Genomic DNA, 22,876 nt, shown 5'->3' with positions numbered 1-22,876 from the left:
GGCCGATGAACCTGGAACTGAGCGAGGAGCAGGAAGCCGTCCGGCAGCTCGCGAGGGACTTCGTCGCCCGCGATGTCACCCCGTACGCGGCCGAGTGGGACCGGTCCGAGAACGTCGACAAGTCGATCGTCAAGAAGCTCGGCGCCCTCGGCTTCCTCGGCCTCACCGTCCCCGAGGAGTACGGCGGCTCGGGCGGCGACCACCTGGCGTACTGCCTGGTGACCGAGGAACTGGGCCGGGGCGACTCCTCGGTGCGCGGGATCGTCTCGGTCTCGCTCGGCCTGGTCGCCAAGACCGTCGCGGCCTGGGGCGACGAGGAGCAGAAGCGCGCGTGGCTGCCCCGGCTCACCTCGGGCGACGCGGTCGGCTGCTTCGGGCTCACCGAACCCGGCACCGGCTCCGACGCGGGCAGTCTGACGACGAGGGCCGTGCGGGACGGCGCGGACTACGTCATCAACGGCAGCAAGATGTTCATCACCAACGGCACCTGGGCCGACGTGGTGCTGCTCTTCGCCCGCACCAACGACACTCCCGGCCACAAGGGCATCTCCGCCTTCCTGGTCCCCGCCGACGCCCCGGGCCTCACCCGCCGCACCATTCACGGCAAGCTCGGCCTGCGCGGCCAGGCCACGGCCGAACTGGTCCTGGAGGACGTCCGGGTGCCCGCGAGCGCCCTGCTGGGGCCCGAGGGCAAGGGCTTCTCGATCGCGATGTCCGCCCTGGCCAAGGGCCGGATGTCGGTGGCGGCGGGCTGCGTCGGCATCGCGCAGGCGGCCCTGGACGCGGCCGTCGGCTACGCCGGTGAGCGCGAGCAGTTCGGCAGGTCCATCGCGGGCTACCAGCTCGTCCAGGAACTCATCAGCGACATCTCCGTGGACGTCGAGGCGGCGCGCCTGCTCACCTGGCGGGTCGCCGATCTCATCGACCGGGGCCAGGAGTTCGCCACCGCAGCGTCCCGCGCCAAGTTGTTCGCCTCCGAGGCCGCCGTCCGTGCCGCCAACAACGCGCTCCAGGTCTACGGCGGTTACGGCTACATCGATGAGTACCCGGTCGGCAAGCTGCTCCGGGACGCCCGCGTGATGACCCTGTACGAGGGCACCAGCCAGATCCAGAAGCTGATCATCGGCCGCGCCCTGACCGGGGTTTCGGCGTTCTGAGTATCTTCTGAGTATCCGAACGGATGTGGCGTGCGTCATACCGCCGGATGCTGGGCGCCATGAGTGAGACGACACCGGTCAAACAGCAGACCACCGGCGCCTACTTCGGGCAGGCCGTCGCGTCCTTCGGGATCGCGATGGCCGCGGTGAGCCTCGGAATCTACTTCCTCGACGCCGACGCCTGGGTCCGCGCCTTCCTCGCCATCGGCGTCCTCTACCTGGTCACGTCCTGCTTCACCCTGGCCAAGGTCATCCGGGACCGGCAGGAGGCGGGCCAGCTGGTCAGCCGGGTCGACCAGGCCCGGCTGGAGAAGATCCTCGCCGAGCACGACCCCTTCCAGAAGCTCTGACGTCCCGCCCCCCGAAGGTTTCCCTAAGCGCTTGCTCAGGATCGGGGTATGGTGTGCGTCCTGCTGACTGAGAGGGGCGAGCGACGATGAGCACGGCGCAGGAGACCGACGCCGAGGACCCGCCGTGGGCCGAGGTGACGCCCGAGGCCGCCCGGCGGCTCCTCGTCGCGGCCGTCGACGCCTTCGCCGAGCGCGGGTACCACGCGACCACCACCCGGGACATCGCGGGCCGCGCCGGAATGAGCCCCGCCGCGCTCTACATCCACTACAAGACGAAGGAAGAGCTGCTCCACCGGATCAGCCGGATCGGCCACGACCGGGCCCTGGCCGTACTGGAGGCGGCCGCCGACAGCGACGGCACGGCCGCCGAACGGCTCGCCACCGCCGTGCGCTCCTTCGTCCGCTGGCACGCCGAACGTCACACCACCGCCCGCGTGGTCCAGTACGAGCTGGACGCGCTCGGCGAGGAGCACCGCACCGAGATCATCGCGCTGCGCCGCAGGACCGACGCGGTGGTGCGCCGGATCATCGGCGAGGGCGTCGCCTCCGGTGAGTTCGACGTACCGGACGTGCCGGGCACCACGCTCGCGGTGCTGTCGCTCTGCATCGACGTGGCGCGCTGGTTCAACGCGCAGGGCAGCCGGACGCCGGACGAGGTCGCCGAGCTGTACGCCGGCCTGGTGCTGCGGATGGTCGCCGCCGGGCGCTGAGCGCGGTCGCGCCCCCGGCCCTTCGCGGGGCCGGGGGCGTTCGCGTACGCACGCGGGCGCGGGCTCAGAAGTAGTAGCGCGACACCGACTCCGCGACGCAGGCCGGCTTGTCACCGCCCTCGCGCTCGACCGTCACGAGGGCGGTGATCTGCACGCCGCCGCCCGCCTCCTCGACGCTCTTCAGGACGGCCGTCGCGCGCACCCGGGAGCCGACGGGCACGGGGGAGGGGAAGCGGACCTTGTTGGTGCCGTAGTTGATGCCCATCTTCGCGCCCTCGACCGCCATCACCTGCGGAACGAGCACCGGCAGCAGCGACAGCGTCAGATAGCCGTGCGCGATGGTCTTCCCGAACGGGCCGGCCGCCGCCTTCTCCGGGTCCACGTGAATCCACTGGTGGTCACCGGTGGCGTCGGCGAACAGGTCGATCCGCTTCTGGTCGACCTCCAGCCAGTCGCTGTACCCCAGCTGCTCGCCCACACCGTCGCGCAGCTCCTGCGCGGACTCGAAGACCCTCGGCTCAGCCATGTCCCTGCTCCCTGCCTTCCGCTCTGCCGACCATCCGTCGCGCACTGTCTAAGCGCTTGCTCAGCATCGTGCGCGGTTGCGTTCCTGTCAACGACGGACCGGGGCGCGGTGGGGCACGTAGGCTTCGACGGGTGCCCCAGATCCCGCAGACACTTCATGAACTCACCGTCGGCCAGCTCTCCGCGCGCAGCGGCGCCGCCGTGTCGGCCCTGCACTTCTACGAGGCCAAGGGCCTGATCAGCAGCCGCCGCACCAGCGGCAACCAGCGCCGTTACAGCAGGGACGCCCTGCGCCGGGTCGCCTTCGTCCGCGCGGCCCAGCGGGTGGGCATCCCGCTGGCCACCATCCGCGAGGCGCTGGCCGAACTCCCCGAGGAGCGCACCCCGAACCGCGACGACTGGGCGCGGCTCTCGCACGCCTGGCGCTCCGAGCTGGACGACCGGATCAAGCAGCTGGGCCGGCTCCGCGACCACCTCACCGACTGCATCGGCTGCGGCTGCCTCTCGCTGGAGACCTGCGTCCTGTCCAACCCGGACGACATCAACGGCGAGAAGATCAGCGGCTCGCGCCTGATGCCGGAGCGCAAGGCGGACCGCGCACCGGTGAGCCACGGGCCGGCGGAGACCGCCGAGCGCTGCTGCTGACCGCCGCGTGCCGGGCGGTCCGCGCGCGGCGGGCCGCCCGCCCGCGCGTCAGGCCACCGTCGCCAGCTCGCCCGCCCGGTCGCGACGGGCCCGCGCCAGGGCCGCCGGGGTGAGGGCCGGCTGTGGCACCACGATCCCGCAGCCGGTGCAGACCGGGCCCGACCACGGCTCGCTGTCCAGGTCGTGCCGCCAGGTGATCCTGGTCCTGCCGCACACCGGGCAGCCGGCGCCGGGCTCCGCCTCCAGGGCCGAGATCAGCCGGGCCAGCACCTCGGCGAGCGGGGCGGAGGGGTGGACCGCCGGGTCGTCGCAGCGCGCGACGCCGTTGCCGCCCCAGGTGCGCCGGTGCCAGTCGTCGAGGGCGCCGGGCCGGCGCAGCCCCCGGTGCTTCTCGCGCCTGCGGCGCTCCGCGAACCCCGCCTCGTAACCGAGCCAGACCGTGCGGGCCCGCTCCAGCTCGTCCAGTGCCCGCACCAGGCGCACCGGGTCGGGGGCCCGGTCCTCGGGGGCTATGCCGTGCCGTGCGCACAGATGGTCCCAGGTCGCCCGGTGCCCGTAAGGGGCGAAGCGCTCCAGGCACTTGCGCAGCGAGTACCGCCGCAGCGCCAGATCGCTTCCCGGGTCGCGGACCTGTCTCGCCAGACTCCGGAAACCGGCCATTGAGCCGCCACCTCCGTCGCTCGTACTCCGTCGCCCGTACTTCGGCGTCAGGGGATGGACGTACGACTGCCCGGATCGGCTCCATCCAAGGGCCGGAGCGTCCGAAAGGTGAGACGCCGCACAGAATCCGGCGGCATGTGGTGATTCGGAAAAGGTGACCGATGTTCATCTTACCGGCCGGTCATACCGCCAGTAACCTGCCGCGCATCGGCCTCTCGGAGGAGTACGCATGCCCCCACGCACCCGTATGACCCGCACAGGTACCACCAGAGCCGCCGCCCTCGCCGCGGCTCTCGCCCTCGGTACGTCGCTGCTCGCCGCCGCTCCCCACGCGGGCGCCGCCGAGGCGGACCCCGTCCCCGACTACTGCCAGGGGCAGTGCGACGACATCCTGCCGCCCGGCGAGAACGGCAACGCCACCCTGGTCGAGATCCTGGGCAACAAGGCGTTCGGCACCCACCCCGCGCACAGCGACGACCAGCTCGACCGCTACGACGGCCTGGTCGCCGGGCACACCGGCCTCACCGACCAGAAGCTCACCGACTTCTTCAACGACGCCTCGTTCGGCGTCCCGAAGGACCAGGTCGAGTCCGTCACCTCACCGCGCGACGACGTCACGATCACCCGGGACAAGTCCTCCGGCGTCCCGCACATCAAGGGCACCACGCGCTACGGCACCGAGTTCGGCGCCGGGTACGCGGCCGGGCAGGACCGGCTGTGGCTGATGGACCTCTTCCGGCACATCGGGCGCGGCGAGCTGACCTCGTTCGCGGGCGGCGCCCTCGCCAACCAGGGCCTGGAGCAGCAGTTCTGGCCGCAGGCCCCGTACACCGAGGCCGACCTGGAGGCCCAGGTCGAATACATCAGGACCCATGAGGGCGCCAGGGGCGAACAGGCCATGGCCGATGCGCAGGCGTACGTGGACGGCATCAACGCCTACCGCAAGAAGTCGAAGGACGGCCGCTACTTCCCCGGCGAGTACGTCCTGACCGGCAAGATCGACTCCATCACCAACATCGGTGAGATCCAGCCCTTCAAGCTCACCGACCTGATCTCCATCGCCTCGGTCGTCGGCGGCCAGTTCGGCGGCGGGGGCGGCGGCGAGGTGCAGGCGGCGCTGTCGCTGCTCTCCGCGCAGCAGAAGTACGGGGTCGCCGAGGGCACGAAGGTGTGGGAGTCGTTCCGCCAGCGCAACGACCCCGAGGCCGTGCTCACCATCCACGACGGCACCTCCTTCCCGTACGCCGACAAGCCCGACAAGGCCGTCGGCACCGCCCTCCCGGACCGGGGCTCGGTCACCGCCGAACCCTTGATCTACGACCGCACCGGCTCCGCGGGCACGGGGGTGAAGGCCCCCGTAAAGGCGCCCTCCGCACTCAAGAAGGCGCAGGGCGTCTTCGACGACGGCGTCATCCCGGAGGGCTCGCTGCCCGGGTCCGGCTCCGGCGCCCAGAAGCGCGGGATGTCCAACGCCCTGCTGGTGTCCGGCAGAAGCACCGCGAGCGGGCACCCGGTCGCCGTGTTCGGGCCGCAGACCGGCTACTTCGCCCCGCAGCTGATGATGCTCCAGGAGCTCCAGGGCCCCGGCATCAGCGCGCGCGGCGTCTCCTTCGCCGGTGTCGGGATGTACATCCAGATGGGCCGGGGCCAGGACTACGCCTGGAGCGCCACCTCGGCGGGCCAGGACATCACCGACACCTACGCCGTCGACCTCTGCGAGCCCGACGGCTCCACTCCGACCAAGGACTCCGCGCACTACCTCTACCGCGGCACCTGCACCGCGATGGAGAAGATGGAGAAGACCAACTCCTGGAAGCCCACCGTCGCGGACTCCACCGCCAAGGGCTCGTACCGCATGCAGGTGTGGCGCACGAACTACGGCATCGTCACCCACCGGGCCACCGTGGGCGGCAAGCCCGTCGCGTACACCACGCTCCGCTCCACCTACCGGCACGAGGCCGACTCGATCATCGGCTTCCAGATGCTCAACGACCCGGCGTACGTCACCGACGCGGCCTCCTTCCAGCAGGCGGCGAGCAACATCGACTACGCCTTCAACTGGTTCTACGCCGACTCCCGCACCGCCGCCTACTACAACAGCGGGATGAACCCGGTGCGCCCGTCCGGAGTCGACCCGGCGCTCCCGATCCGCGCCGAGAAGGCGTACGAGTGGCAGGGCTACGACCCGGCCGCCAACACCGCCTCGTACACCGCCTTCGCCGAGCACCCGCACTCCAGCGGCCAGGACTACTACATCTCCTGGAACAACAAGCAGGCCGAGGGGTACGCCGCCTCGGGCTTCGGGCTCAGCGCGGTGCACCGGGGCGACCTGCTGGACGACCGGGTCTCCGGGCTCGTCGCCGAGGGCGGCGTCACCCGCGCCTCGCTGACCCGGGCCATGGCGGACGCGGCCCTCACCGACCTGCGCGGCGAACAGCTGCTGCCCGAACTGCTGAAGGTCATCCGCTCCCAGCCGGTCACCGATCCGGACCTGAACGCGGTGGTCCAGCAGCTGGACTCCTGGCGCGCGTCGGGCGCCCAGCGCAAGGAGACGAGCCCCGGCTCGCACACGTACGGGCACGCCGACGCGGTCCGGATCATGGACGCCTGGTGGCCGCGGCTGATCGAGGCGGAGTTCCGGCCCGGTCTCGGTGACGACCTGTACGGGGCGCTCACCGCGAACCTCGCCACCGACGAGTCCCCGGCCGCCAGCCACGGGCCGAGCGGGGCGCACAGCGGTTCGGCCTTCCAGTACGGCTGGTGGGGCTTCGCCGACAAGGACCTGCGCCAGGTGCTCGGGCAGCCGGTCAAGGGGCCGCTGGCCAAGGCGTACTGCGGGGGCGGCGACCTGAGCGCCTGTCGTTCGGCGCTGCTGGCCTCGCTGAAGGAGGCGGCGGCGGTGCCGGCGGCCGAGGTCTACCCGGCCGACGTCACCTGCGAGGCCGGCGACCAGTGGTGCACGGACTCGATCGTCCACCGTGCGCTGGGCGGCATCTCCCAGAAGGCCATCCACTGGCAGAACCGCCCGACGTACCAGCAGGTGGTGGAGTTCCCGGCACACCGGTAGCCCACTCGCGGGCCCGCGCGCACAGGCGACACGCGCGCGGGCCCGCCCGCATGCTCACCGGTACTGCAGATACCGCTTCCGGACGGCCCGGAACTTCGCGAGGTCATCCGCCCACGCGCCCACGACCTCGTCCAGGTCCGCCCCCGCGTCGATCATCGTCCGCACCCGGGTGTTGCCCGTCAGCTTGTCGATCCAGTTGTCCGACCGCCACGCGAACCCGCTCCACGTCCGCTTCGCGGTGATCAGCAGCGCGATCCCCGTACGCACCGGGTCGAAGACCTCGCGGTCCTGGACGTGCACCTGCACCCCGCCCACCGTGACGCCCTGGAACTTGGAGAACGTCGGCGCGAAGTACGCCTCGCGGAACGCCACTCCGGGCAGCTCCAGCGCGTTGGCCGCGTCCGCCCACGCATGGTCGATGCCCTGCGCGCCCAGCAGCTCGAACGGGCGCGTCGTGCCCCGCCCCTCGGAGAGGTTCGTCCCCTCGAAGAGGCACGTGCCGGAATACACGAGGGCCGTGTCGGGCGTCGGCATGTTGGGGCTCGGCGGCACCCACGGCAGCCCCGACGCGTCGAAGAAGTCGGAGCGCGACCACCCCGTCATCTTCACGATCTCCAGCTCGGCCGGGCGGGCCTTCAGGAACTCCCCGTTGAACAGCAGCGCGAGCTCGGTCACCGTCATGCCGTGCGCCTGGGAGATCTCCCGGCGCCCCACGAACGTGCCGAACGCCGGGTCGAGCACCGGACCGAGCGCCGCCCGCCCGGACACCGGGTTCGGCCGGTCCAGCACGACGAACCTCTTGCCCGCGAGCGCCGCCGCCTCCATGCAGTCGTACAGCGTCCAGATGTACGTGTAGAAGCGGGCACCCGCGTCCTGGATGTCGAAGACGATCGTGTCCACGCCGGACGCCGTGAAGATGTCCGCGAGCGCCTGACCGCTCTTCAGATACGTGTCGTAGACCGGCAGCCCGGTCGCCGGGTCGTCGTAGCGTCCCTCGGAACCGCCCGCCTGCGCGGTGCCCCGGAAGCCGTGCTCGGGGCCGAAGACGGCGGTGAGGTCCACCCGGTCGTCCGGGTGCATCACGTCCACGATGTGCCGGACGTCGGACGTGATCCCGGTCGGGTTGGTGACGACGCCGACGCGCTGCCCCTCCAGCAGGGCGTAGCCGTCCGCCGCCAGGCGGTCGAAGCCGGTGCGGACGCCCGGCCCGTTGCCGTGTCCGCGGCCCTTGCCCCGCGACGTACCGGCCGCCGCGGGTCCGGCCGAAGCGGCCGTGGCCGCGAGGGCTCCCATCGCACCGCCGGCGGTCAGCAAACCACGCCTGGACAGGCTCATTCGGCTACCTCCAAGATCGCGACGAGTGTCATGGTCACGCACGCTAGCGCGCCGAGGGGCCCGGGGGAACGTGTCGGACGGGGCCGCCGCGCCGGGAGTGGCCGACGGGACGCCGCCACGCCTTCCCTTTCCCTTGCGCCACCCCTTCCCACACGACATACCGACTGGTTAGTCTGCCCGTGCAGTCGGCTGAGAGGTGCGAGAGCGATGAGTACGGTGCAGGGTGCCGGCGTAGTGGTCACCGGGGCCGGAGGCGGCATCGGCGCCGCCCTCGCCCGCAGATTCGCCGCCGAAGGCGCACGGGTCGTCGTCAACGACCTCGACGCGTCCCGGATCGCGGCGCTCGCCGAGGAGACCGGCGCGATCCCGGTCGCCGGGGACGCCTCCCGGATCGTGGCAGCCGCCCGGGACGCCCTGGACGGCACCATCGACGTGTACTGCGCCAACGCGGGGCTCGCCTCTCCGGGCGACCCGATGGCCGACGAGGAGGTCTGGGCCGCGGCCTGGGACGTCAACGTGATGGCCCACGTCCGGGCGGCCCGCGCGCTCCTCCCGGACTGGCTGGAACGCGGCAGCGGCCGGTTCGTCTCCACCGCCTCCGCCGCCGGGCTGCTGACCATGATCGGCGCCGCCCCGTACAGCGTTTCCAAGCACGGCGCGGTCGCCTTCGCGGAGTGGCTGTCGCTCACCTACCGGCACCGGGGCGTCAAGGTCCACGCGATCTGCCCGCAGGGCGTGCGCACGGACATGCTCACCGCCGCCGGAACGGCCGGCGAGCTCGTCCTCGCCCCCGGCGCCATCGAGCCCGAGGCCGTCGCGGACGCCCTGTTCGACGCCATGGCCGAGGACCGCTTCCTGGTCCTGCCGCACCCCGAGGTCGCCGGCTACTACGAGGCCAGGGCCGCCGACACCGACCGCTGGATCCGCGGCATGAACCGCCTCCAGCGCACCTGGGAGGAGACCGGAGCATGACCGATTCCATCTACGCGGCGAAGCCCTGGCTCCCGCTGCTCAGCGAGGCCCAGCGGGCCCCCGTCCACCCCGCCGAGACCCTGGTGCACGCCTTCCGCGCGTCCGTGGACCGCACCCCGGACCACCCGGCGCTCGCCTACTTCGACGGCCGCCTCAGCTACCGCGAGACGGACGAGCTCTCCGACTCCGTGGCCGGACACCTCGCCGCCCGGGGCCTGGAACGCGGCGACCGGGTCGCGATCATGCTCCAGAACTCCCCGCAGTTCGTCCTCGCGCTCCTCGGCGCCTGGAAGGCCGGCGCCACCGTCGTGCCGCTCAACCCGATGTACAAGTCCGCCGAGGTCGGCCACGTACTCAAGGACGCCCAGGTCACCGCCCTGATCTGCTCGGACCGGGCCTGGGAGGCCTATCTCCGGGACACCGCCGCGGCCGCGCCCGCCGTCCGGATCGCGGTCACCGCCTGCGAGCTGGACCTCCAGACGAAGAACGACGAGCGGGTGCTGAACTTCGAGCGGCTGCCCGCCGCCGCGGACGCCGACGACCTGGTCGCCGTCGCCCGCCAGGGCCTCGCCGCCCCCGCCGGACGGGAGCTCACCGCCGCCGACACCGCGCTGATCAGCTACACCTCCGGGACCAGCGGCACCCCCAAGGGCGCCCTGAACTCCCACGGCAACATCATGGTCAACGCCGAACGCCAGCGCACCGGCCACCCCGTCCCCGAGGGCGCCGCCTACTTCGCGCTCGCCCCGCTCTTCCACATCACCGGCATGGTGTGCCAGCTGGCCGCCTGCCTCACCAACGCGGGCACCCTCGTCCTCGCCTACCGCTTCCACCCCGGGGTCGTCCTCGACGCCTTCGCCGAGCACCGCCCCGCGTACACCGTCGGGCCCTCCACCGCCTTCATGGCGCTGGCCGCGACCCCCGGCGTGACGCGCGGGCACTTCGCGTCGTTCCAGGTCATCTCCTCCGGCGGCGCGCCGCTGCCGCCCGCGCTCGTGGAGAAGTTCCGGGCGGGCTTCGGCCCGTACATACGCAACGGCTACGGGCTCACCGAGTGCACCGCGCCCTGCGCCTCCGTGCCCCCGGAGCGCGAGGCGCCCGTCGACCCGGTCTCCGGGACCCTCTCGGTCGGCGTGCCCGGGCCGGACACCGTCGTCCGCATCCTGGACGAGAACGGCGCCGAGGTGCCCTTCGGGGAGCAGGGCGAGATCGCGGTGCGCGGCCCGCAGGTCGTCTCCGGCTACTGGGGACTGCCCGAGGCCACCGCGGCCGCCTTCCCCGACGGCGAGCTGCGCACCGGCGACATCGGCTTCATGGACCGCGAGGGCTGGCTCTACGTGGTCGACCGCAAGAAGGACATGATCAACGCCTCCGGGTTCAAGGTGTGGCCCCGCGAGGTGGAGGACGTCCTCTACACGCACCCGGCCGTCCGCGAGGCCGCCGTCGTCGGCGTGCCCGACGCCTACCGGGGCGAGACCGTCCGGGCCTACGTCAGCCTGCGTCCGGGCGCGTCCGTGGAGCCGGACGAGCTGGGCGCGTACTGCAAGGAACGGCTCGCCGCCTACAAGTACCCGCGCGAGGTCGAGATCCTGGCCGAGCTGCCCAAGACGGCAAGTGGGAAGATCCTCAGGCGGGAACTGCGTTCAGCCCGCTAGGACAGACATACGCGTACGCACGGAAGGAAGGCGGCGGCTATGGCCAAGGAGACGGACGGGAGCGGCACCCCCGTCCCGCAGCGACTGCTGGCCGCCGCCACCCGGCTCTTCGCCGAGCAGGGCTACGACCGCACCTCGGTGCAGGAGATCGTGGAGGCGGCCGGAGTCACCAAGGGAGCGCTGTACCACTACTTCGGCTCCAAGGAGGACCTGCTCCAGGAGGTGTACGCCCGGGTGCTGCGCCTCCAGCAGGAACGGCTCGACGCCTTCGCGAACGCCGAGGCGCCCATCGAGCAGCGGCTGCGCGACGCGGCGGCCGACGTCGTCGTCACCACCATCGAGAACCTGGACGACGCCTCGATCTTCTTCCGCTCCATGCACCACCTGAGCCCGGAGAAGAACAAGCAGGTACGGGGCGAGCGGCGGCGCTACCACGAGCGCTTCCGCGCCCTGGTCGAGGAGGGCCAGCGCAGCGGTGTCTTCTCCACCGCCACCCCGGCGGACCTGATCGTGGACTACCACTTCGGCTCGGTCCACCACCTGTCGACCTGGTACCGCCCGGACGGCCCCCTCACCCCGCAGGAGGTCGCCGACCACCTCGCCGACCTGCTGCTGCGGGCGCTCAGGCCGTAACGGGCTCCCGGCCGCACAGGCGGTCGAGCAGCGCCTCCGCCGCCGGGTTGCGCGGCCGGGGCGCCCGGCCCACCAGCAGCACCGTCCGGCCCGGCTCGGGCTGCCGGATGGTCACGCACGGCAGCCCCGCGTCCTCGCCGATCCGGCGCGGCACGATCGCCACCCCGATACCCGCCCGGACGAGGTCGACCAGCAGCCGGATCTGCGTGACGTCACAGGTGATCCGGCGCTCCAGACCGCAGTGCGCGGCCAGCCTGCGCACCGCCGTCTCCAGGCCGGTGCCCGCCCGGAAGTCCACGAACGGCTCGTCGGCGAGATCCTTGATCAGCGTGCGCCCCGCCGTCGCGAGAGGGTGCCCGGGCGCGGTGATCAGCACCAGTTCCTCGTACCAGGTGGCGAACGCGGTGATGCCCTCCGGCAGTGCGGCGGCGTCCGGCGCCAGAAAGGCGAGGTCCAGCTCCCCGGCACGCACCGCGGCCACCAGCTCCGGCGTCGTCGCCTCGCGCAGCGAGATCTGCACCCCGGGCCACAGCCGGTGGAACGCCGCGAGCTCGGCGGCCAGGTCGACGCAGGTCAGCGTCTGGATCGTGCCGACGCGGACCCGCCCGGTGGCCAGCCCCGACACGGCCGCCACCGCGTCCCTGGCGGCGTCCGTGCCCGCGAGCACAGTGCGCGCGGCGGGCAGCAGCGCCCGGCCCGCCTCGGTGAGGACGACCCGGCGGCCGGTGCGGTCGAAGAGCTCGGCGCCCAGTTCCCGTTCCCGGTTGCGCACGGACGTGCTCAGCGCCGACTGCACGATCAGCTCGGCGCGGGCGGCCGCGGTGAAGCTGCCGTGCGTGACCACCGCCATGAAGTGGCGGAGCTGGCGTATCTCCATGCATCTACGCTATCGATGGCTCCCAGCGAATCCATCTGTTGGACCGCCTCCCGGGCCGGGGTCAAGCTGGATTCATGGCGCACATCCAGAGCTCCACCCGCATCCCCGTCCTGTGGACCGCGGCCTACGGCCCGCACCGCCCCCTCCCGGTCCGGCTGCTGGCCCGCACCCTGCTGCGGGTCCGGGCCTTCGCCCGCGAACTGGCCCTGGCCGACCACGTACCGTCCGGCGGCTACTGAGGCGCTACAGGTACTGCTTGATCTCCCGCCGGGCCAGCGAGCGCTGGTGCACCTCGTCCGGGCCGTCCGCCAGGCGCAGCGTGCGGGCCGAGGCCCACAGCTCGGCGAGCGGGAAGTCCTGGCTCACCCCGCCCGCGCCGTGCAGCTGCACCGCCTGGTCGAGGATGGCGACCACCGCGCGCGGGGTGGCGATCTTGATGGACTGGATCTCGGTGTGCGCGCCCCGGTTGCCGACGGTGTCCATCAGCCAGGCCGTCTTCAGCACCAGCAGCCGCAGCTGCTCGACGGTGACCCGGGCGTCCGCGATCCAGTTCTGCACGACGCCCTGCTGGGCGAGCGGCTTGCCGAAGGCGGTACGCGAGACCGCGCGCCGGCACATCAGCTCGATCGCCCGTTCCGCCATGCCGATGAGCCGCATGCAGTGGTGGATGCGCCCCGGACCCAGCCGCGCCTGGGCGATGGCGAAGCCGCCGCCCTCCTCCCCGATCAGGTTGGACGCCGGGACGCGCACGTCCTCGAAGACGACCTCCGCGTGCCCGCCGTGCCAGTGGTCCTCGTAGCCGTAGACCTGCATGGCGCGCTTCACCGTGAGACCGGGGGTGTCCCGGGGCACCAGGATCTGCGACTGCTGGCGGCGGATGTCCGCGCCGTCCGGGTCCGTCTTGCCCATCACGATGAAGATCTCGCAGTCCGGGTTCATCGCACCGGAGATGTACCACTTGCGGCCGTTGATGACGTAGTCGCCGCCGTCACGGGTGATCCGGGTCTCGATGTTGGTCGCGTCCGAGGAGGCGACCTCCGGCTCCGTCATCGCGAAGGCCGACCGGATCTCCCCGGCCAGCAGCGGTTCCAGCCACCGCTTCTTCTGCTCGTCCGTGCCGAACTCGGCCAGCACCTCCATGTTCCCGGTGTCCGGCGCCGCGCAGTTCGTCGCCGTGGGCGCCAGCCGCGGCGAGCGGCCCAGGATCTCCGCCAGCGGCGCGTACTGCAGGTTGCTCAGCCCGGCCCCGTGCTCCGTGCCCGGCAGGAAGAGGTTCCACAGGCCCTGCGCGCGGGCCTGTGCCTTCAGCTCCTCCACGATGCGCGGGGTCTGCCACGGCGAGTCCAGCTCGGCCCGCTGCTCGTCCGCGATCCGCTCGGCCGGGTAGACGTGCTCGTCCATGAAGGCGAGGAGCCGGGTGCGCAGCTCCTCGGTACGGGCGTCGAATGCGAAGTCCATGGGGGATCAGCCTTCCTGGAGGGTGGTGAGGCCGTGCTCGATGAAGACGGGGACGAGATCGCCGATGCGGTCGAAGCCGCCGCCGACGGTCTGGCCCAGGGTGTAGCGGTAGTGGATGCCCTCCAGGATCACGGCGAGCTTGAACCAGGCGAACGCCGTGTACCAGGAGATGGCCGAGGTGTCGCGGCCGGAGCGGGCCGCGTAGCGCTCGATCAGCTCGGCGGGGGAGGGGTGGCCGGGCGCGCCGCTGGTCGTGGAGACCGGCGACTCCGGCAGCCCCAGGTCGGAGCTGTACATGACGAGCAGCCCGAGGTCGGTGAGCGGGTCGCCGAGCGTGGACATCTCCCAGTCGAGGACGGCCTTGATCTCGTCGTCCGGGCCGATCAGCGCGTTGTCCAGGCGGTAGTCGCCGTGCACCACGGCGGGCGCGGGGGAGACGGGCAGCTCGCGGCCGAGCGCCGCGTGCAGCTCCTCGATGCCGGGCAGCTCGCGGTTCCGGGAGGCGGCCAGCTGCTTCCCCCAGCGGCGCAGCTGCCGGTCGAGGAAGCCCTCGGGACGTCCGAAGTCGCCGAGCCCGACCGCCTCGGGGTCCACGGCGTGCAGCTCGACCAGCGTGTCGACCAGGGCGAGCACCGCGGCGCGGGTCCGCTCCGGTCCGAGCGGGGCCAGCTGCTCCGCCGTGCGGTAGGGGGTGCCCTCCACGTACTCCATGACGTAGAACGGCGCGCCGATGACCGCGTCGTCCTCGCAGAGCAGGAGGGGCTCGGGGACCGGGACCGCCGTCGGGTGCAGGGCGCTGATCACCCGGTGCTCGCGCTTCATGTCGTGCGCGGTGGCCAGGACGTGCCCCAGCGGAGGACGGCGGACGACCCAGCGGCCGGTTCCGTCGGTGACCAGGTAGGTCAGGTTCGACCGGCCGCCCTCCACGACGCGTGCGTCGAGCGGTCCGCCCACCAGTCCCGGGCGCTCGCGGTCCAGGTGTCCGCGCAGCCGGTCGAGATCGAGACCTGGCGGATGGACGTGGCTCATCGTGCGTACCTCCGGGGTGGGCGAACGGTCGCTCTCATGATGCCGACCAGTCGGTATGTCGTCCAGTGCGTGCCCGGAACCGGTTCTGGGGTCTCCGGCCCCGGAACCGCCCCACCCCTGGTGCTCGGTCGCATCCCTGAATAGGGTTCACGTATGGATACCGCGCTGCTCATCGACGAAGTCCGGCTGACCCCGATCCTCATCGCCGACCCGCCCCTGCTCAACACCCAGGGCGTCCACCAGCCGTACACCCCCCGGCTCGTCGTGGAGGTCGTCACCCGGGGCGGGGTCACCGGAATCGGGGAGACCTACGGCGACGGCAAGTACCTGGAGCTCGCGAGGCCCCTGGCCGACGCGCTGCCCGGACGCCCGGTCAGCGATGTGAACGGGCTCTTCGCCCTGGCCGACGAGGTGTGCGGCGACTCACGGGCGGCCGACGAGCGCGTCGACGCGGGCGGGCTGCGCGGCGTCCAGACCGCGGACAAGCTGCGGCTCTCCGTGGTCTCCGGCTTCGAGGTGGCCTGCCTGGACGCGCTCGGCAAGGCCGTCGGGCTCCCCGTGCACGCGCTGCTCGGCGGCAAGGTGCGCGACCGGGTCGAGTACAGCGCGTACCTCTTCTACCGCTGGGCCGCCCACCCGGAGGGCGGGGAGCGCGACGGCTGGGGCGCGGCCCTCGACCCGGCCGGAGTGGTGGCCCAGGCCCGCCGGTTCGCCCGCGACCACGGCTTCTCCTCCTTCAAGCTCAAGGGCGGCGTGTTCCCGCCCGACGAGGAGATCGCCGCCGTCCGCGCGCTCGCCGAGGCGTTCCCCGGGCAGCCGCTGCGCCTGGACCCCAACGGCGCCTGGTCCGCGGAGACTTCGCTGTACGTCGCCGAGCGGCTGAAGGACGTCCTCGAATACCTGGAGGACCCGGCGAGCGGCACGGACGCGATGGCCGCCGTCTCGGCCGCCACGGACGTCCCGCTGGCCACCAACATGTGCGTCACCACGCTCGCCGAGGTCCCCGAGGCGTTCGCCCGGGACGCCGTCCAGGTCGTCCTGTCCGACCACCACTACTGGGGCGGGCTGCACCGCACCCGCGAGCTCGCCGCGATCTGCCGCCTGCACGGCGTCGGGCTCTCGATGCACTCCAACACCCACCTGGGGATCAGCCTCGCCGCGATGACGCACGTCGCGGCCACCGTCCCCAACCTGGACTACGCCTGCGACAGCCACTACCCCTGGCAGACCGAGGACGTCATCACCGCCCGCCACGTCTTCGAGGACGGCCGCCTCACCGTCTCGGACGCCCCCGGCCTCGGTGTCGAGCTCGACCGGGACCGCCTCGCCGCGCTGCACCGGCGCTGGCTGGACGACGACGGCTCCATGCGCGAACGCGACGACGCCGCCGCGATGCGGAAGGCCGAGCCGGACTGGCGGACCCCGTCGATCCCGCGCTGGTGACCCGCGGCTGAGTTGCGGGCGCCCCGGCCCGACGCGAGGGTCGAGGCATGAAGGCGATCAGTTACAGCAGATTCGGCGACGAGGACGTCCTCGAATACGGCGAGCGGCCGGACCCGAAAGTGGGTCCCGACACCGTCCTGGTCAAGGTCCGGGCCGCCGCCGTGAACCCGGTCGACCGCGCGACCCGGGAAGGCAGGCTCGACGGCATGCTGGACACGGTCTTCCCGGTGATCCCCGGCTGGGACGTCTCCGGGGTCGTGGTCCAGCCCGGTGTCGCCGTGGACGAGTTCGCGGTCGGCGACGAGGTCATCGGCTACGTGCGCGAGGACTTCCTGAGCCGGGGGACCTTCGCCGAGTACGTGGCCGCGCCCGTGCGCACCCTCGCGCGCAAGCCCCTGCGCCTGAGCTTCGAGGAGGCGGCGGGCCTGCCCCTGGCCGGGCTCACCGCCTACCAGGTGCTCCACCGCACCCTGCGCGTCCGGGAGGGCGAGACCGTCCTGGTCCACGCGGCGGCGGGCGGCGTCGGCTCGCTCGCCGTCCAGCTCGCCCGGCACGCGGGCTGCCGCGTCATCGGCACCGCGAGCGAACGCAACCACGACCACCTGCGCACGCTCGGCGCGGAGCCCGTGGCGTACGGGGACGGGTTGGCGGACCGGCTGCGGGCCCTGGCCCCCGACGGCATCGACGCCGCCTTCGACACGGTGGGCGGGGACGCCCTGCGCGCCTCCGCCGAGACCCTGGCCCCCGACGGACGGCTCGCCTCCATCGTGGACACCGAGGTCTTCTCGTACGGCGGCCGGTACGCGTTCGTCCGGCCCGACGCCGCCGACCTCGCGCACCTCGCGGAACTGGCCGAGCAGGGCATCGTCACCGTCCACGTCGACCGGGTCTTCCCGCTGGCCGAGACGGCGGCGGCCCAGCGGCTCAACGCGGAGGGCCGGACCCGCGGCAAGATCGTCGTCACCGTGAACTGGGACGCGCCCGAGGGCTGACCGGCGGCCCCGCCCTCAGACCAGCATCGCCGCCGCGAACACCGCCAGCGCCACGGTGCACGCGGCGGCCGTGATCGCGCTCGCCGCCTCCAGGGGGCGCGGGCGGGCGCCGCCCATGCTCTGCACCCTGCGGTTCGCGACCCACAGGAACCCCAGCCAGGCCAGGGCGCTCAGCGACAGCGCGATGACCGCCGTGTCCGTCGCCCCGCCGTGCAGCGTCTGCCGCACGGCCAGCACCGCGGCCACGGTGCACGACAGGGTCGTACGCCGCCACGCCAGCCGGGTCCGCTCCGGCTGGAGCCCCGGGTCGCGCTCCCCGGCGGTCACCGGCCCTCCCAGCCGAAGAGGACCACCACCACCATCGCGACCGCCACCACGGCGACGGCGATGCTCAGCAGCGTCGGGAAACGCGAGACGGGCAGGTCCTCGCCGCGCCGCATCGCCCGCTCGCACCGCACCCAGTGGTTGACCGCCCGCAGCGCGCACAGCACACCGGCCGCGAGGAGCGCGAGCGCCAGCCCCGTGCGCACCGCCCGGGACAGCTCCGGCAGGAACTGGTCGACCGCGAAGCCCCCGCCGATCAGGGCCAGCGCCGTCCGGATCCAGGCGAGGAAGGTCCGCTCGTTGGCGAGCGAGAAGCGGTAGTCCGGAGTCTCGCCCTCGGCGCGGACGCGCTCCGGCGCGAACCACAGCCGCATGCTCTGTACAAATTCGTTCACTTGTGGACCTTATCCCCGCTTTTATGTTCGCTTCCGACCGGCTCAGGCGGCTGCCCGGAACGCCCGCAGGCGCCGGTAGCAGTCCAGCCCGTCCGGCACCCACAGCCAGTCACCGATCCGCCGCTCCAGCTCGGCGTCGTCCAGGAAGGTGTGCCAGGCGACCTCCTCCACCTGCGGGTTCACCGGAAGTTCGCACCTGACCCGGTAGACCGCCGACCACCAGGTGTGGTGGCCGCCCTCGTCCTCGTACAGGAACTTGAACAGCGGCTCCGGGCGCGGCAGCCCCGAGACGCCCAGCTCCTCCTCGGCCTCCCTGAGCGCCGCCTCGTCGTAGCTCTCGCCCGCGCCGACCACCCCGCCGACGAACATGTCGTAGTGCGAGGGGAACACCAGCTTCGTCGCGGTCCTGCGGTGCACGAAGACCCGGCCCTCCGCGTCCCGCGCCTCGATGAACACGCACCGGTGGCGCAGGCCCCGGGCGGTCGCCTCACCGCGCGGGGCCTGCCCGACGACCACATCGTTCTCGTCCACGATGTCCAGGATCTCGTCAGAAGGATTCATGCGGGCCATCCAACAGCACCGCCCGCGCTCAGTGCCGCTGAAGGCTGTGCGCACCGCGCCGCACCGGGCCCTCCGGCATCGCCGGATGCAGCCCGAGCAGCACGATGCCCGTCACGATCGCCGCGAGCCCCGCGGCCTGCCAGGCCAGCGCGCCCGCGTCCGTCCGCACCTGGTCGCCCAGGAACCCGATCCCGCAGGCGATCCCGGCCAGCGGCTGGGCGGCCGTCAGCGCGGGCAGCGACATCCGCAGCGGCCCCGTCTCGAAGGCGCTCTGCACCAGCAGCAGGCCCGTCACCCCGAGCACGAGCACCGCGTACGGCTGCCACGACGTCAGCAGGCCCGACCAGCCGCCCTCCGAGAAGCGCTCGCCGCTCACCCGGGTCAGCGCGTCCTGCAAGCCGTAGAGCAGCCCGGCCGCCACCGCGAGCAGCGCCGGGGACGTCCGCGACCTGCGGCGCTTGGCGAACGCGGTCAGCAGCAGGGCCAGCCCCGCCACCACCCCGACGACCAGCCAGTGCCGCAGCGGGCTCGACACCGCCTCGCCGCCCTTCGGCTCGCCCGCCACCAGGAACGCGGCGACCCCGAGGGCCAGCAGCCACAGCCCCGCCCAGCCCTGCCGGCCGAGGCGCTGGCCGGTGCGGTGCCGGGACAGGGCCATCGCGAAGAGCAGGTTCGTCGCCAGCAGCGGCTCCACGACGGAGACCTCGCCCTTGCCGAGCGCCAGCGCCCCCAGCACCATGCCGCACACCATGAGCCCGATGCCCGCCAGCCAGCTGCGCACCTTCATCAGGTCGAGCAGCAGCCGGAACGTCAGGTAGTCGCGCTTGGGCGCGTGGGCGGCGGCGGCCTGCTGGAACACGAAGCCGAAGCCCAGGCAGCAGGCGGCCGTCACGGCGAGCACGAGGACCAGCACCGACACGCTTGTCCACCCCACGTCAGGCCGGAGGAGGGTGATGTCCCTCGACGATAACCGCCCGCCCCGCCCGGCGCGGCGAGGGCGCGGCCGACCGTGGCCGACGGCCGGACGGTTGACGCGGCGACGGGCGGTGCCCAAGATCTGACGCACGAGTAACTTCGCGAGCCCCGACAAGGATGGAACCCATGGCGTACGACGCTGATGTGATCGTGATCGGGGCGGGGCTCGCCGGGCTCGTGGCCACCGCGGAGCTGGTGGACGCGGGCCGTTCGGTCATCGTGCTCGACCAGGAGCCCGAGCAGTCGCTCGGCGGCCAGGCGCACTGGTCCTTCGGCGGCCTCTTCCTCGTGGACTCGCCCGAGCAGCGCCGGATGCGCATCAAGGACAGCCGGGAGCTGGCGCTCCAGGACTGGCTGGGCACGGCCGGTTTCGACCGCGACGAGGACCACTGGCCACGCAAATGGGCCGAGGCGTACGTCGACTTCGCGGCCGGTGAGAAGCGCTCCTGGCTGCACGCCCAGGGCATGCGGTTCTTCCCCGTCGTCGGCTGGGCGGAGCGCGGCGGCTACGACGCGAACGGCCACGGCAACTCCGTACCCCGCTTCCACATCACCTGGGGCACCGGGCCCGGCGTCGTCGCCCCCTTCGAGCGCCGGGTGCGCGAGGGCGTCGCCAAGGGGCTGGTCACCTTCCGCTTCCGTCACCGGGTCACCGGCCTCGCCCGCACCGGGGGCGCCGTCGACACCGTGACCGGCGAGGTCCTGGAGCCGAGCGCCGCGCCGCGCGGGACCGCGAGCAGCCGGGACACCGCGGGCTCCTTCGAGCTCCGGGCCCAGGCGGTGATCGTCACCTCGGGCGGCATCGGCGGCAACCACGACCTCGTACGCGCCCAGTGGCCCGAACGGCTGGGCACCCCGCCCGCCAAGCTGCTCTCCGGCGTCCCCGCCCACGTCGACGGGCTGATGCTCGGCGTCGCCGAGAAGGCGGGCGCCCACCACATCAACCGCGACCGGATGTGGCACTACACCGAGGGCATCGAGAACTGGAACCCCATCTGGGACAAGCACGCCATCCGCATCCTGCCCGGCCCGTCCTCGCTCTGGCTGGACGCCACCGGCAAGCGGCTGCCCGTCCCGCTCTTCCCCGGCTTCGACACGCTGGGCACCCTCGAACACATCATGCGCACCGGCCACGACTACACCTGGTTCGTGCTCGACCAGAAGATCATCGGCAAGGAGTTCGCGCTCTCCGGCTCCGAACAGAACCCCGACCTGACCGGCAAGTCCGTCCGCGGCGTGCTCGGCCGCGCCCGCGCCGACGTCCCGGCCCCCGTGAAGGCGTTCATGGACAACGGCGTGGACTTCGTCGTGGAGCGGGACCTCGGCGCCCTCGTACGCGGCATGAACGCGCTCACCGGCGACGGCCTCATCGAGGAGGACGCGCTCCGCCGCGAGATCACCGCCCGCGACCGGGAGATCGCCAACCCCTTCACCAAGGACCTCCAGATCACCGCGATCCGGGGTGCCCGCAGCTACCTCGGCGACAAGCTGATCCGCACGGCGGCGCCGCACCGCATCCTCGACCCGAAGGCCGGGCCGCTCATCGCCGTACGGCTGAACATCCTGACCCGCAAGTCGCTCGGCGGCCTGGAGACCGACCTGTCCTCGCGCGTCCTGACCGGGGACGGGACCCCGCTTCCCGGGGTGTACGCGGCGGGCGAGGCGGCCGGCTTCGGAGGCGGCGGGGTGCACGGCTACCGCTCGCTGGAGGGCACCTTCCTGGGCGGCTGCATCTTCTCCGGCCGCGCGGCGGGCCGGGCGGCGGCACAGGCGGTCGGCTGAGGCCTGCGGCCCCGGGCGCGTCCGTCCGGTGGGGTTCCGGGGGCGGAACCGTGGGGAGACGCCGCTATCCGGGCATGGGAAGAAGATGCCAGGAGTAGCCGAACCCGTCATCAACCTCGTCCGGCGCAGCACGGAGCCCGTGGCGGCGCAGACCCTGCGCTCCACGGGCGCCGCGGTCATCGCCTATGCCGTGGCGACCGCCACCCTGACCGAGCCCGCCCCCCTGACCGCACCGCTGACCGCGCTGCTCGTCGTCCAGGTCACCCTGTACGCCACCGTCAACATGTCGGTGAAGCGTGTGGTGGCCGTCGTCGTCGGCGTCCTCATCGCGAGCGGCTTCAGCTCCCTGGTCGGGCTGTCCTGGTGGAGCCTGGGGCTGACCATCTTCACCGCGCTGATCATCGGCAGACTGGTCCGGGTGGACGAGTTCGTCCCCGAGGTGGCGATCAGCGCGATGCTCGTCCTCGGCGTCACCTCGCAGACCGCGCGGTCCAGCATGGCCTGGGAGCGGGTGTTCGAGACGCTGATCGGCGCCGGTGTGGGCCTGCTGTTCAACCTGCTGTTCGCCCCGCCCGTCTGGGTGCAGACCGCGGGCGCCTCCATCGACGGGCTGGCCCGCGAGATGGGGCAGATGTTCCGTGATCTGGGCAGTGACCTCGCCCGCCCGGTCACCGTCGCGGAGGCGGCCGACCGGCTGCACCGGGCCCGGCGGCTCGACCACGACATCGTGGAGGTCGACGCCTCCCTGCGGCAGGCCGAGGAAAGCCTCATGTACAACCCGAGGGTGCGGCAGGGGCTGCTGCACCGCGTGGTGCTGCGGACCGGTCTGGACACGCTGGAGATCTGCGCCGTCGTCGTCCGGGTGCTGTCCAGGACCCTGACCGACCTCGCCAAGGACCGGGGCGACGCCCCCCAGTTCCCGCCCGAGGTCGCCGCCCACATGACGGAACTGTTCGAGCAGATGGCGGGGGCCATCGAAAGCTTCTCGATGCTCATCACTACCCCGGTCGCCGCCAGCGCCGAGGAGGCCGAGGACCGGCTCACCGACGCGCTCGACACCAGCCGCAGGACCCGCGACCTGGTGGCGGACATGCTGCTGGCCGCCGTCCAGGAGCACCCCCGGAAGTGGCAGCTGCACGGGGCGCTGCTCGCCGAGGTGGACCGCATCCTGGACGAACTGGACATCGAGAAGCGCGCCGAGCGCCTGGGCCAGGAGCTCGACCGCCGCTCGGCCCACCTGCACGAACGCCACCCCCGGCTGCTCGCGTTCCGCCGCCGCCTGGGCCTGGTGAAGGGCGCGGACCGGGCGAAGCGGACGGAGAAGTAGGGCC

23 protein-coding genes are annotated in these 22,876 nt (G+C 72.5%); 13 read left to right on the top strand and 10 right to left on the bottom strand.

The genetic code is table 11. The features are described from left to right. The first annotated feature begins 5 nt into the window (after positions 1–5). From AB0L33_RS29865 to AB0L33_RS29855, 3 genes are all read left to right on the top strand, one after another. Positions 6–1,157 (top strand): acyl-CoA dehydrogenase family protein, encoded by a 1,152-nt coding sequence (locus AB0L33_RS29865; RefSeq protein ID WP_365686408.1) that lies wholly within the window; start codon positions 6–8, stop codon positions 1,155–1,157. 59 nt (positions 1,158–1,216) lie between these two features. Beyond that, positions 1,217–1,507: a YiaA/YiaB family inner membrane protein gene (locus tag AB0L33_RS29860; protein WP_365686406.1), complete on the top strand. Its 291-nt coding sequence runs from the start codon at positions 1,217–1,219 to the stop codon at positions 1,505–1,507. Between the two features lie 86 nt (positions 1,508–1,593). Beyond that, complete coding sequence (locus AB0L33_RS29855; protein ID WP_164398472.1) at positions 1,594–2,217, top strand: TetR/AcrR family transcriptional regulator; 624 nt, start codon at positions 1,594–1,596, stop codon at positions 2,215–2,217. A gap of 64 nt (positions 2,218–2,281) precedes the next feature. Here the strand turns inward: AB0L33_RS29855 and AB0L33_RS29850 are convergent, their stop codons facing one another. After that, complete coding sequence (locus AB0L33_RS29850) at positions 2,282–2,743, bottom strand: MaoC family dehydratase (protein WP_365686404.1); 462 nt, start codon at positions 2,741–2,743, stop codon at positions 2,282–2,284. A gap of 131 nt (positions 2,744–2,874) precedes the next feature. Between AB0L33_RS29850 and soxR the strand changes: the two genes are divergently transcribed. Then, a complete protein-coding gene (gene soxR / locus AB0L33_RS29845) occupies positions 2,875–3,387 on the top strand; it encodes a redox-sensitive transcriptional activator SoxR (RefSeq protein WP_365686400.1) in 513 nt (170 codons plus the stop codon). 48 nt (positions 3,388–3,435) lie between these two features. On the opposite strand, the gene AB0L33_RS29840 is transcribed toward soxR, so the two are convergent. Beyond that, positions 3,436–4,047 carry a hypothetical protein gene (locus AB0L33_RS29840; protein ID WP_365686399.1) on the bottom strand — a complete coding sequence of 204 codons (612 nt, stop codon included), beginning with the start codon at positions 4,045–4,047 and terminating at the stop codon, positions 3,436–3,438. Positions 4,048–4,276: 229 nt separating this feature from the next. Here AB0L33_RS29840 and AB0L33_RS29835 point away from each other — a divergent pair, with 229 nt between their 5' ends. Further along, positions 4,277–7,114: a penicillin acylase family protein gene (locus tag AB0L33_RS29835; RefSeq protein WP_365686397.1), complete on the top strand. Its 2,838-nt coding sequence runs from the start codon at positions 4,277–4,279 to the stop codon at positions 7,112–7,114. Positions 7,115–7,168: 54 nt separating this feature from the next. Here AB0L33_RS29835 and AB0L33_RS29830 read toward each other — a convergent pair whose 3' ends face one another. Continuing rightward, on the bottom strand, positions 7,169–8,449 hold the full coding sequence (locus AB0L33_RS29830; RefSeq protein ID WP_365686395.1) for a DUF1343 domain-containing protein: 1,281 nt from the start codon (positions 8,447–8,449) through the stop codon (positions 7,169–7,171). A 207-nt stretch (positions 8,450–8,656) separates the two neighbouring features. Between AB0L33_RS29830 and AB0L33_RS29825 the strand changes: the two genes are divergently transcribed. Genes AB0L33_RS29825 through AB0L33_RS29815 form a run of 3 tightly spaced genes read left to right on the top strand, consistent with a single transcriptional unit; the run spans position 8,657 to position 11,709 of the window. After that, a complete protein-coding gene (locus AB0L33_RS29825) occupies positions 8,657–9,421 on the top strand; it encodes an SDR family oxidoreductase (RefSeq protein WP_365686393.1) in 765 nt (254 codons plus the stop codon). Then, a complete protein-coding gene (locus tag AB0L33_RS29820) occupies positions 9,418–11,076 on the top strand; it encodes an AMP-binding protein (protein ID WP_365686391.1) in 1,659 nt (552 codons plus the stop codon). The genes AB0L33_RS29825 and AB0L33_RS29820 overlap by 4 nt, the downstream gene beginning before the upstream one ends. Positions 11,077–11,115: 39 nt before the next feature. Further along, entirely contained in the window at positions 11,116–11,709 is a 594-nt protein-coding gene (locus tag AB0L33_RS29815; protein WP_018103668.1) for a TetR/AcrR family transcriptional regulator, read from the top strand. On the opposite strand, the gene AB0L33_RS29810 is transcribed toward AB0L33_RS29815, so the two are convergent. Next, positions 11,699–12,586 (bottom strand): LysR family transcriptional regulator, encoded by an 888-nt coding sequence (locus AB0L33_RS29810; protein WP_365686389.1) that lies wholly within the window; start codon positions 12,584–12,586, stop codon positions 11,699–11,701. The two genes, AB0L33_RS29815 and AB0L33_RS29810, sit on opposite strands and share 11 nt — an antisense overlap. 74 nt (positions 12,587–12,660) lie before the next feature. Between AB0L33_RS29810 and AB0L33_RS29805 the strand changes: the two genes are divergently transcribed. Then, positions 12,661–12,825, top strand: coding sequence for a hypothetical protein (locus AB0L33_RS29805; RefSeq protein ID WP_365686387.1), 165 nt, complete (start codon positions 12,661–12,663; stop codon positions 12,823–12,825). 4 nt (positions 12,826–12,829) lie between these two features. Here the strand turns inward: AB0L33_RS29805 and AB0L33_RS29800 are convergent, their stop codons facing one another. Together AB0L33_RS29800 and AB0L33_RS29795 are read right to left on the bottom strand one after the other, a co-directional pair. Then, a complete protein-coding gene (locus AB0L33_RS29800; RefSeq protein WP_365686386.1) occupies positions 12,830–14,044 on the bottom strand; it encodes an acyl-CoA dehydrogenase family protein in 1,215 nt (404 codons plus the stop codon). Positions 14,045–14,050: 6 nt separating this feature from the next. Further along, positions 14,051–15,073, bottom strand: coding sequence for a phosphotransferase family protein (locus tag AB0L33_RS29795; RefSeq protein WP_365686384.1), 1,023 nt, complete (start codon positions 15,071–15,073; stop codon positions 14,051–14,053). A gap of 153 nt (positions 15,074–15,226) precedes the next feature. Here AB0L33_RS29795 and AB0L33_RS29790 point away from each other — a divergent pair, with 153 nt between their 5' ends. Further along, on the top strand, positions 15,227–16,516 hold the full coding sequence (locus AB0L33_RS29790) for a glucarate dehydratase family protein (protein WP_365686383.1): 1,290 nt from the start codon (positions 15,227–15,229) through the stop codon (positions 16,514–16,516). Between the two features lie 47 nt (positions 16,517–16,563). Beyond that, the gene (locus tag AB0L33_RS29785; RefSeq protein ID WP_365686381.1) at positions 16,564–17,508 is read left to right on the top strand and encodes an NADP-dependent oxidoreductase; all 945 of its coding nucleotides are present in this window, start codon (positions 16,564–16,566) and stop codon (positions 17,506–17,508) included. A 15-nt stretch (positions 17,509–17,523) separates the two neighbouring features. On the opposite strand, the gene AB0L33_RS29780 is transcribed toward AB0L33_RS29785, so the two are convergent. From AB0L33_RS29780 to AB0L33_RS29765, 4 genes are read right to left on the bottom strand one after another with little or no spacing between them, the layout of a single operon-like run. Next, positions 17,524–17,835 carry a DUF202 domain-containing protein gene (locus AB0L33_RS29780; RefSeq protein WP_365686379.1) on the bottom strand — a complete coding sequence of 104 codons (312 nt, stop codon included), beginning with the start codon at positions 17,833–17,835 and terminating at the stop codon, positions 17,524–17,526. Next, positions 17,832–18,227 carry a DUF202 domain-containing protein gene (locus AB0L33_RS29775; RefSeq protein WP_365686377.1) on the bottom strand — a complete coding sequence of 132 codons (396 nt, stop codon included), beginning with the start codon at positions 18,225–18,227 and terminating at the stop codon, positions 17,832–17,834. The genes AB0L33_RS29780 and AB0L33_RS29775 overlap by 4 nt, the downstream gene beginning before the upstream one ends. A 42-nt stretch (positions 18,228–18,269) precedes the next feature. Beyond that, entirely contained in the window at positions 18,270–18,788 is a 519-nt protein-coding gene (locus AB0L33_RS29770) for an NUDIX domain-containing protein (RefSeq protein WP_365686375.1), read from the bottom strand. Between the two features lie 28 nt (positions 18,789–18,816). Beyond that, the gene (locus AB0L33_RS29765) at positions 18,817–19,707 is read right to left on the bottom strand and encodes a DMT family transporter (RefSeq protein ID WP_365686374.1); all 891 of its coding nucleotides are present in this window, start codon (positions 19,705–19,707) and stop codon (positions 18,817–18,819) included. A 182-nt stretch (positions 19,708–19,889) separates the two neighbouring features. On the opposite strand from AB0L33_RS29765, the gene AB0L33_RS29760 reads away from it, so the two are divergent. Then, the gene (locus AB0L33_RS29760) at positions 19,890–21,545 is read left to right on the top strand and encodes an FAD-binding dehydrogenase (RefSeq protein WP_365686373.1); all 1,656 of its coding nucleotides are present in this window, start codon (positions 19,890–19,892) and stop codon (positions 21,543–21,545) included. 85 nt (positions 21,546–21,630) lie between these two features. Then, a complete protein-coding gene (locus AB0L33_RS29755; protein ID WP_365686372.1) occupies positions 21,631–22,872 on the top strand; it encodes an FUSC family protein in 1,242 nt (413 codons plus the stop codon). Positions 22,873–22,876: the final 4 nt, after the last annotated feature.

Source organism: Streptomyces sp. NPDC052299 (assembly GCF_040679335.1).
Taxonomy (GTDB): domain Bacteria; phylum Actinomycetota; class Actinomycetes; order Streptomycetales; family Streptomycetaceae; genus Streptomyces.
Note: the sequence above shows the minus strand (reverse complement) of the source record. Positions and strands in the feature narration are given on the sequence as shown.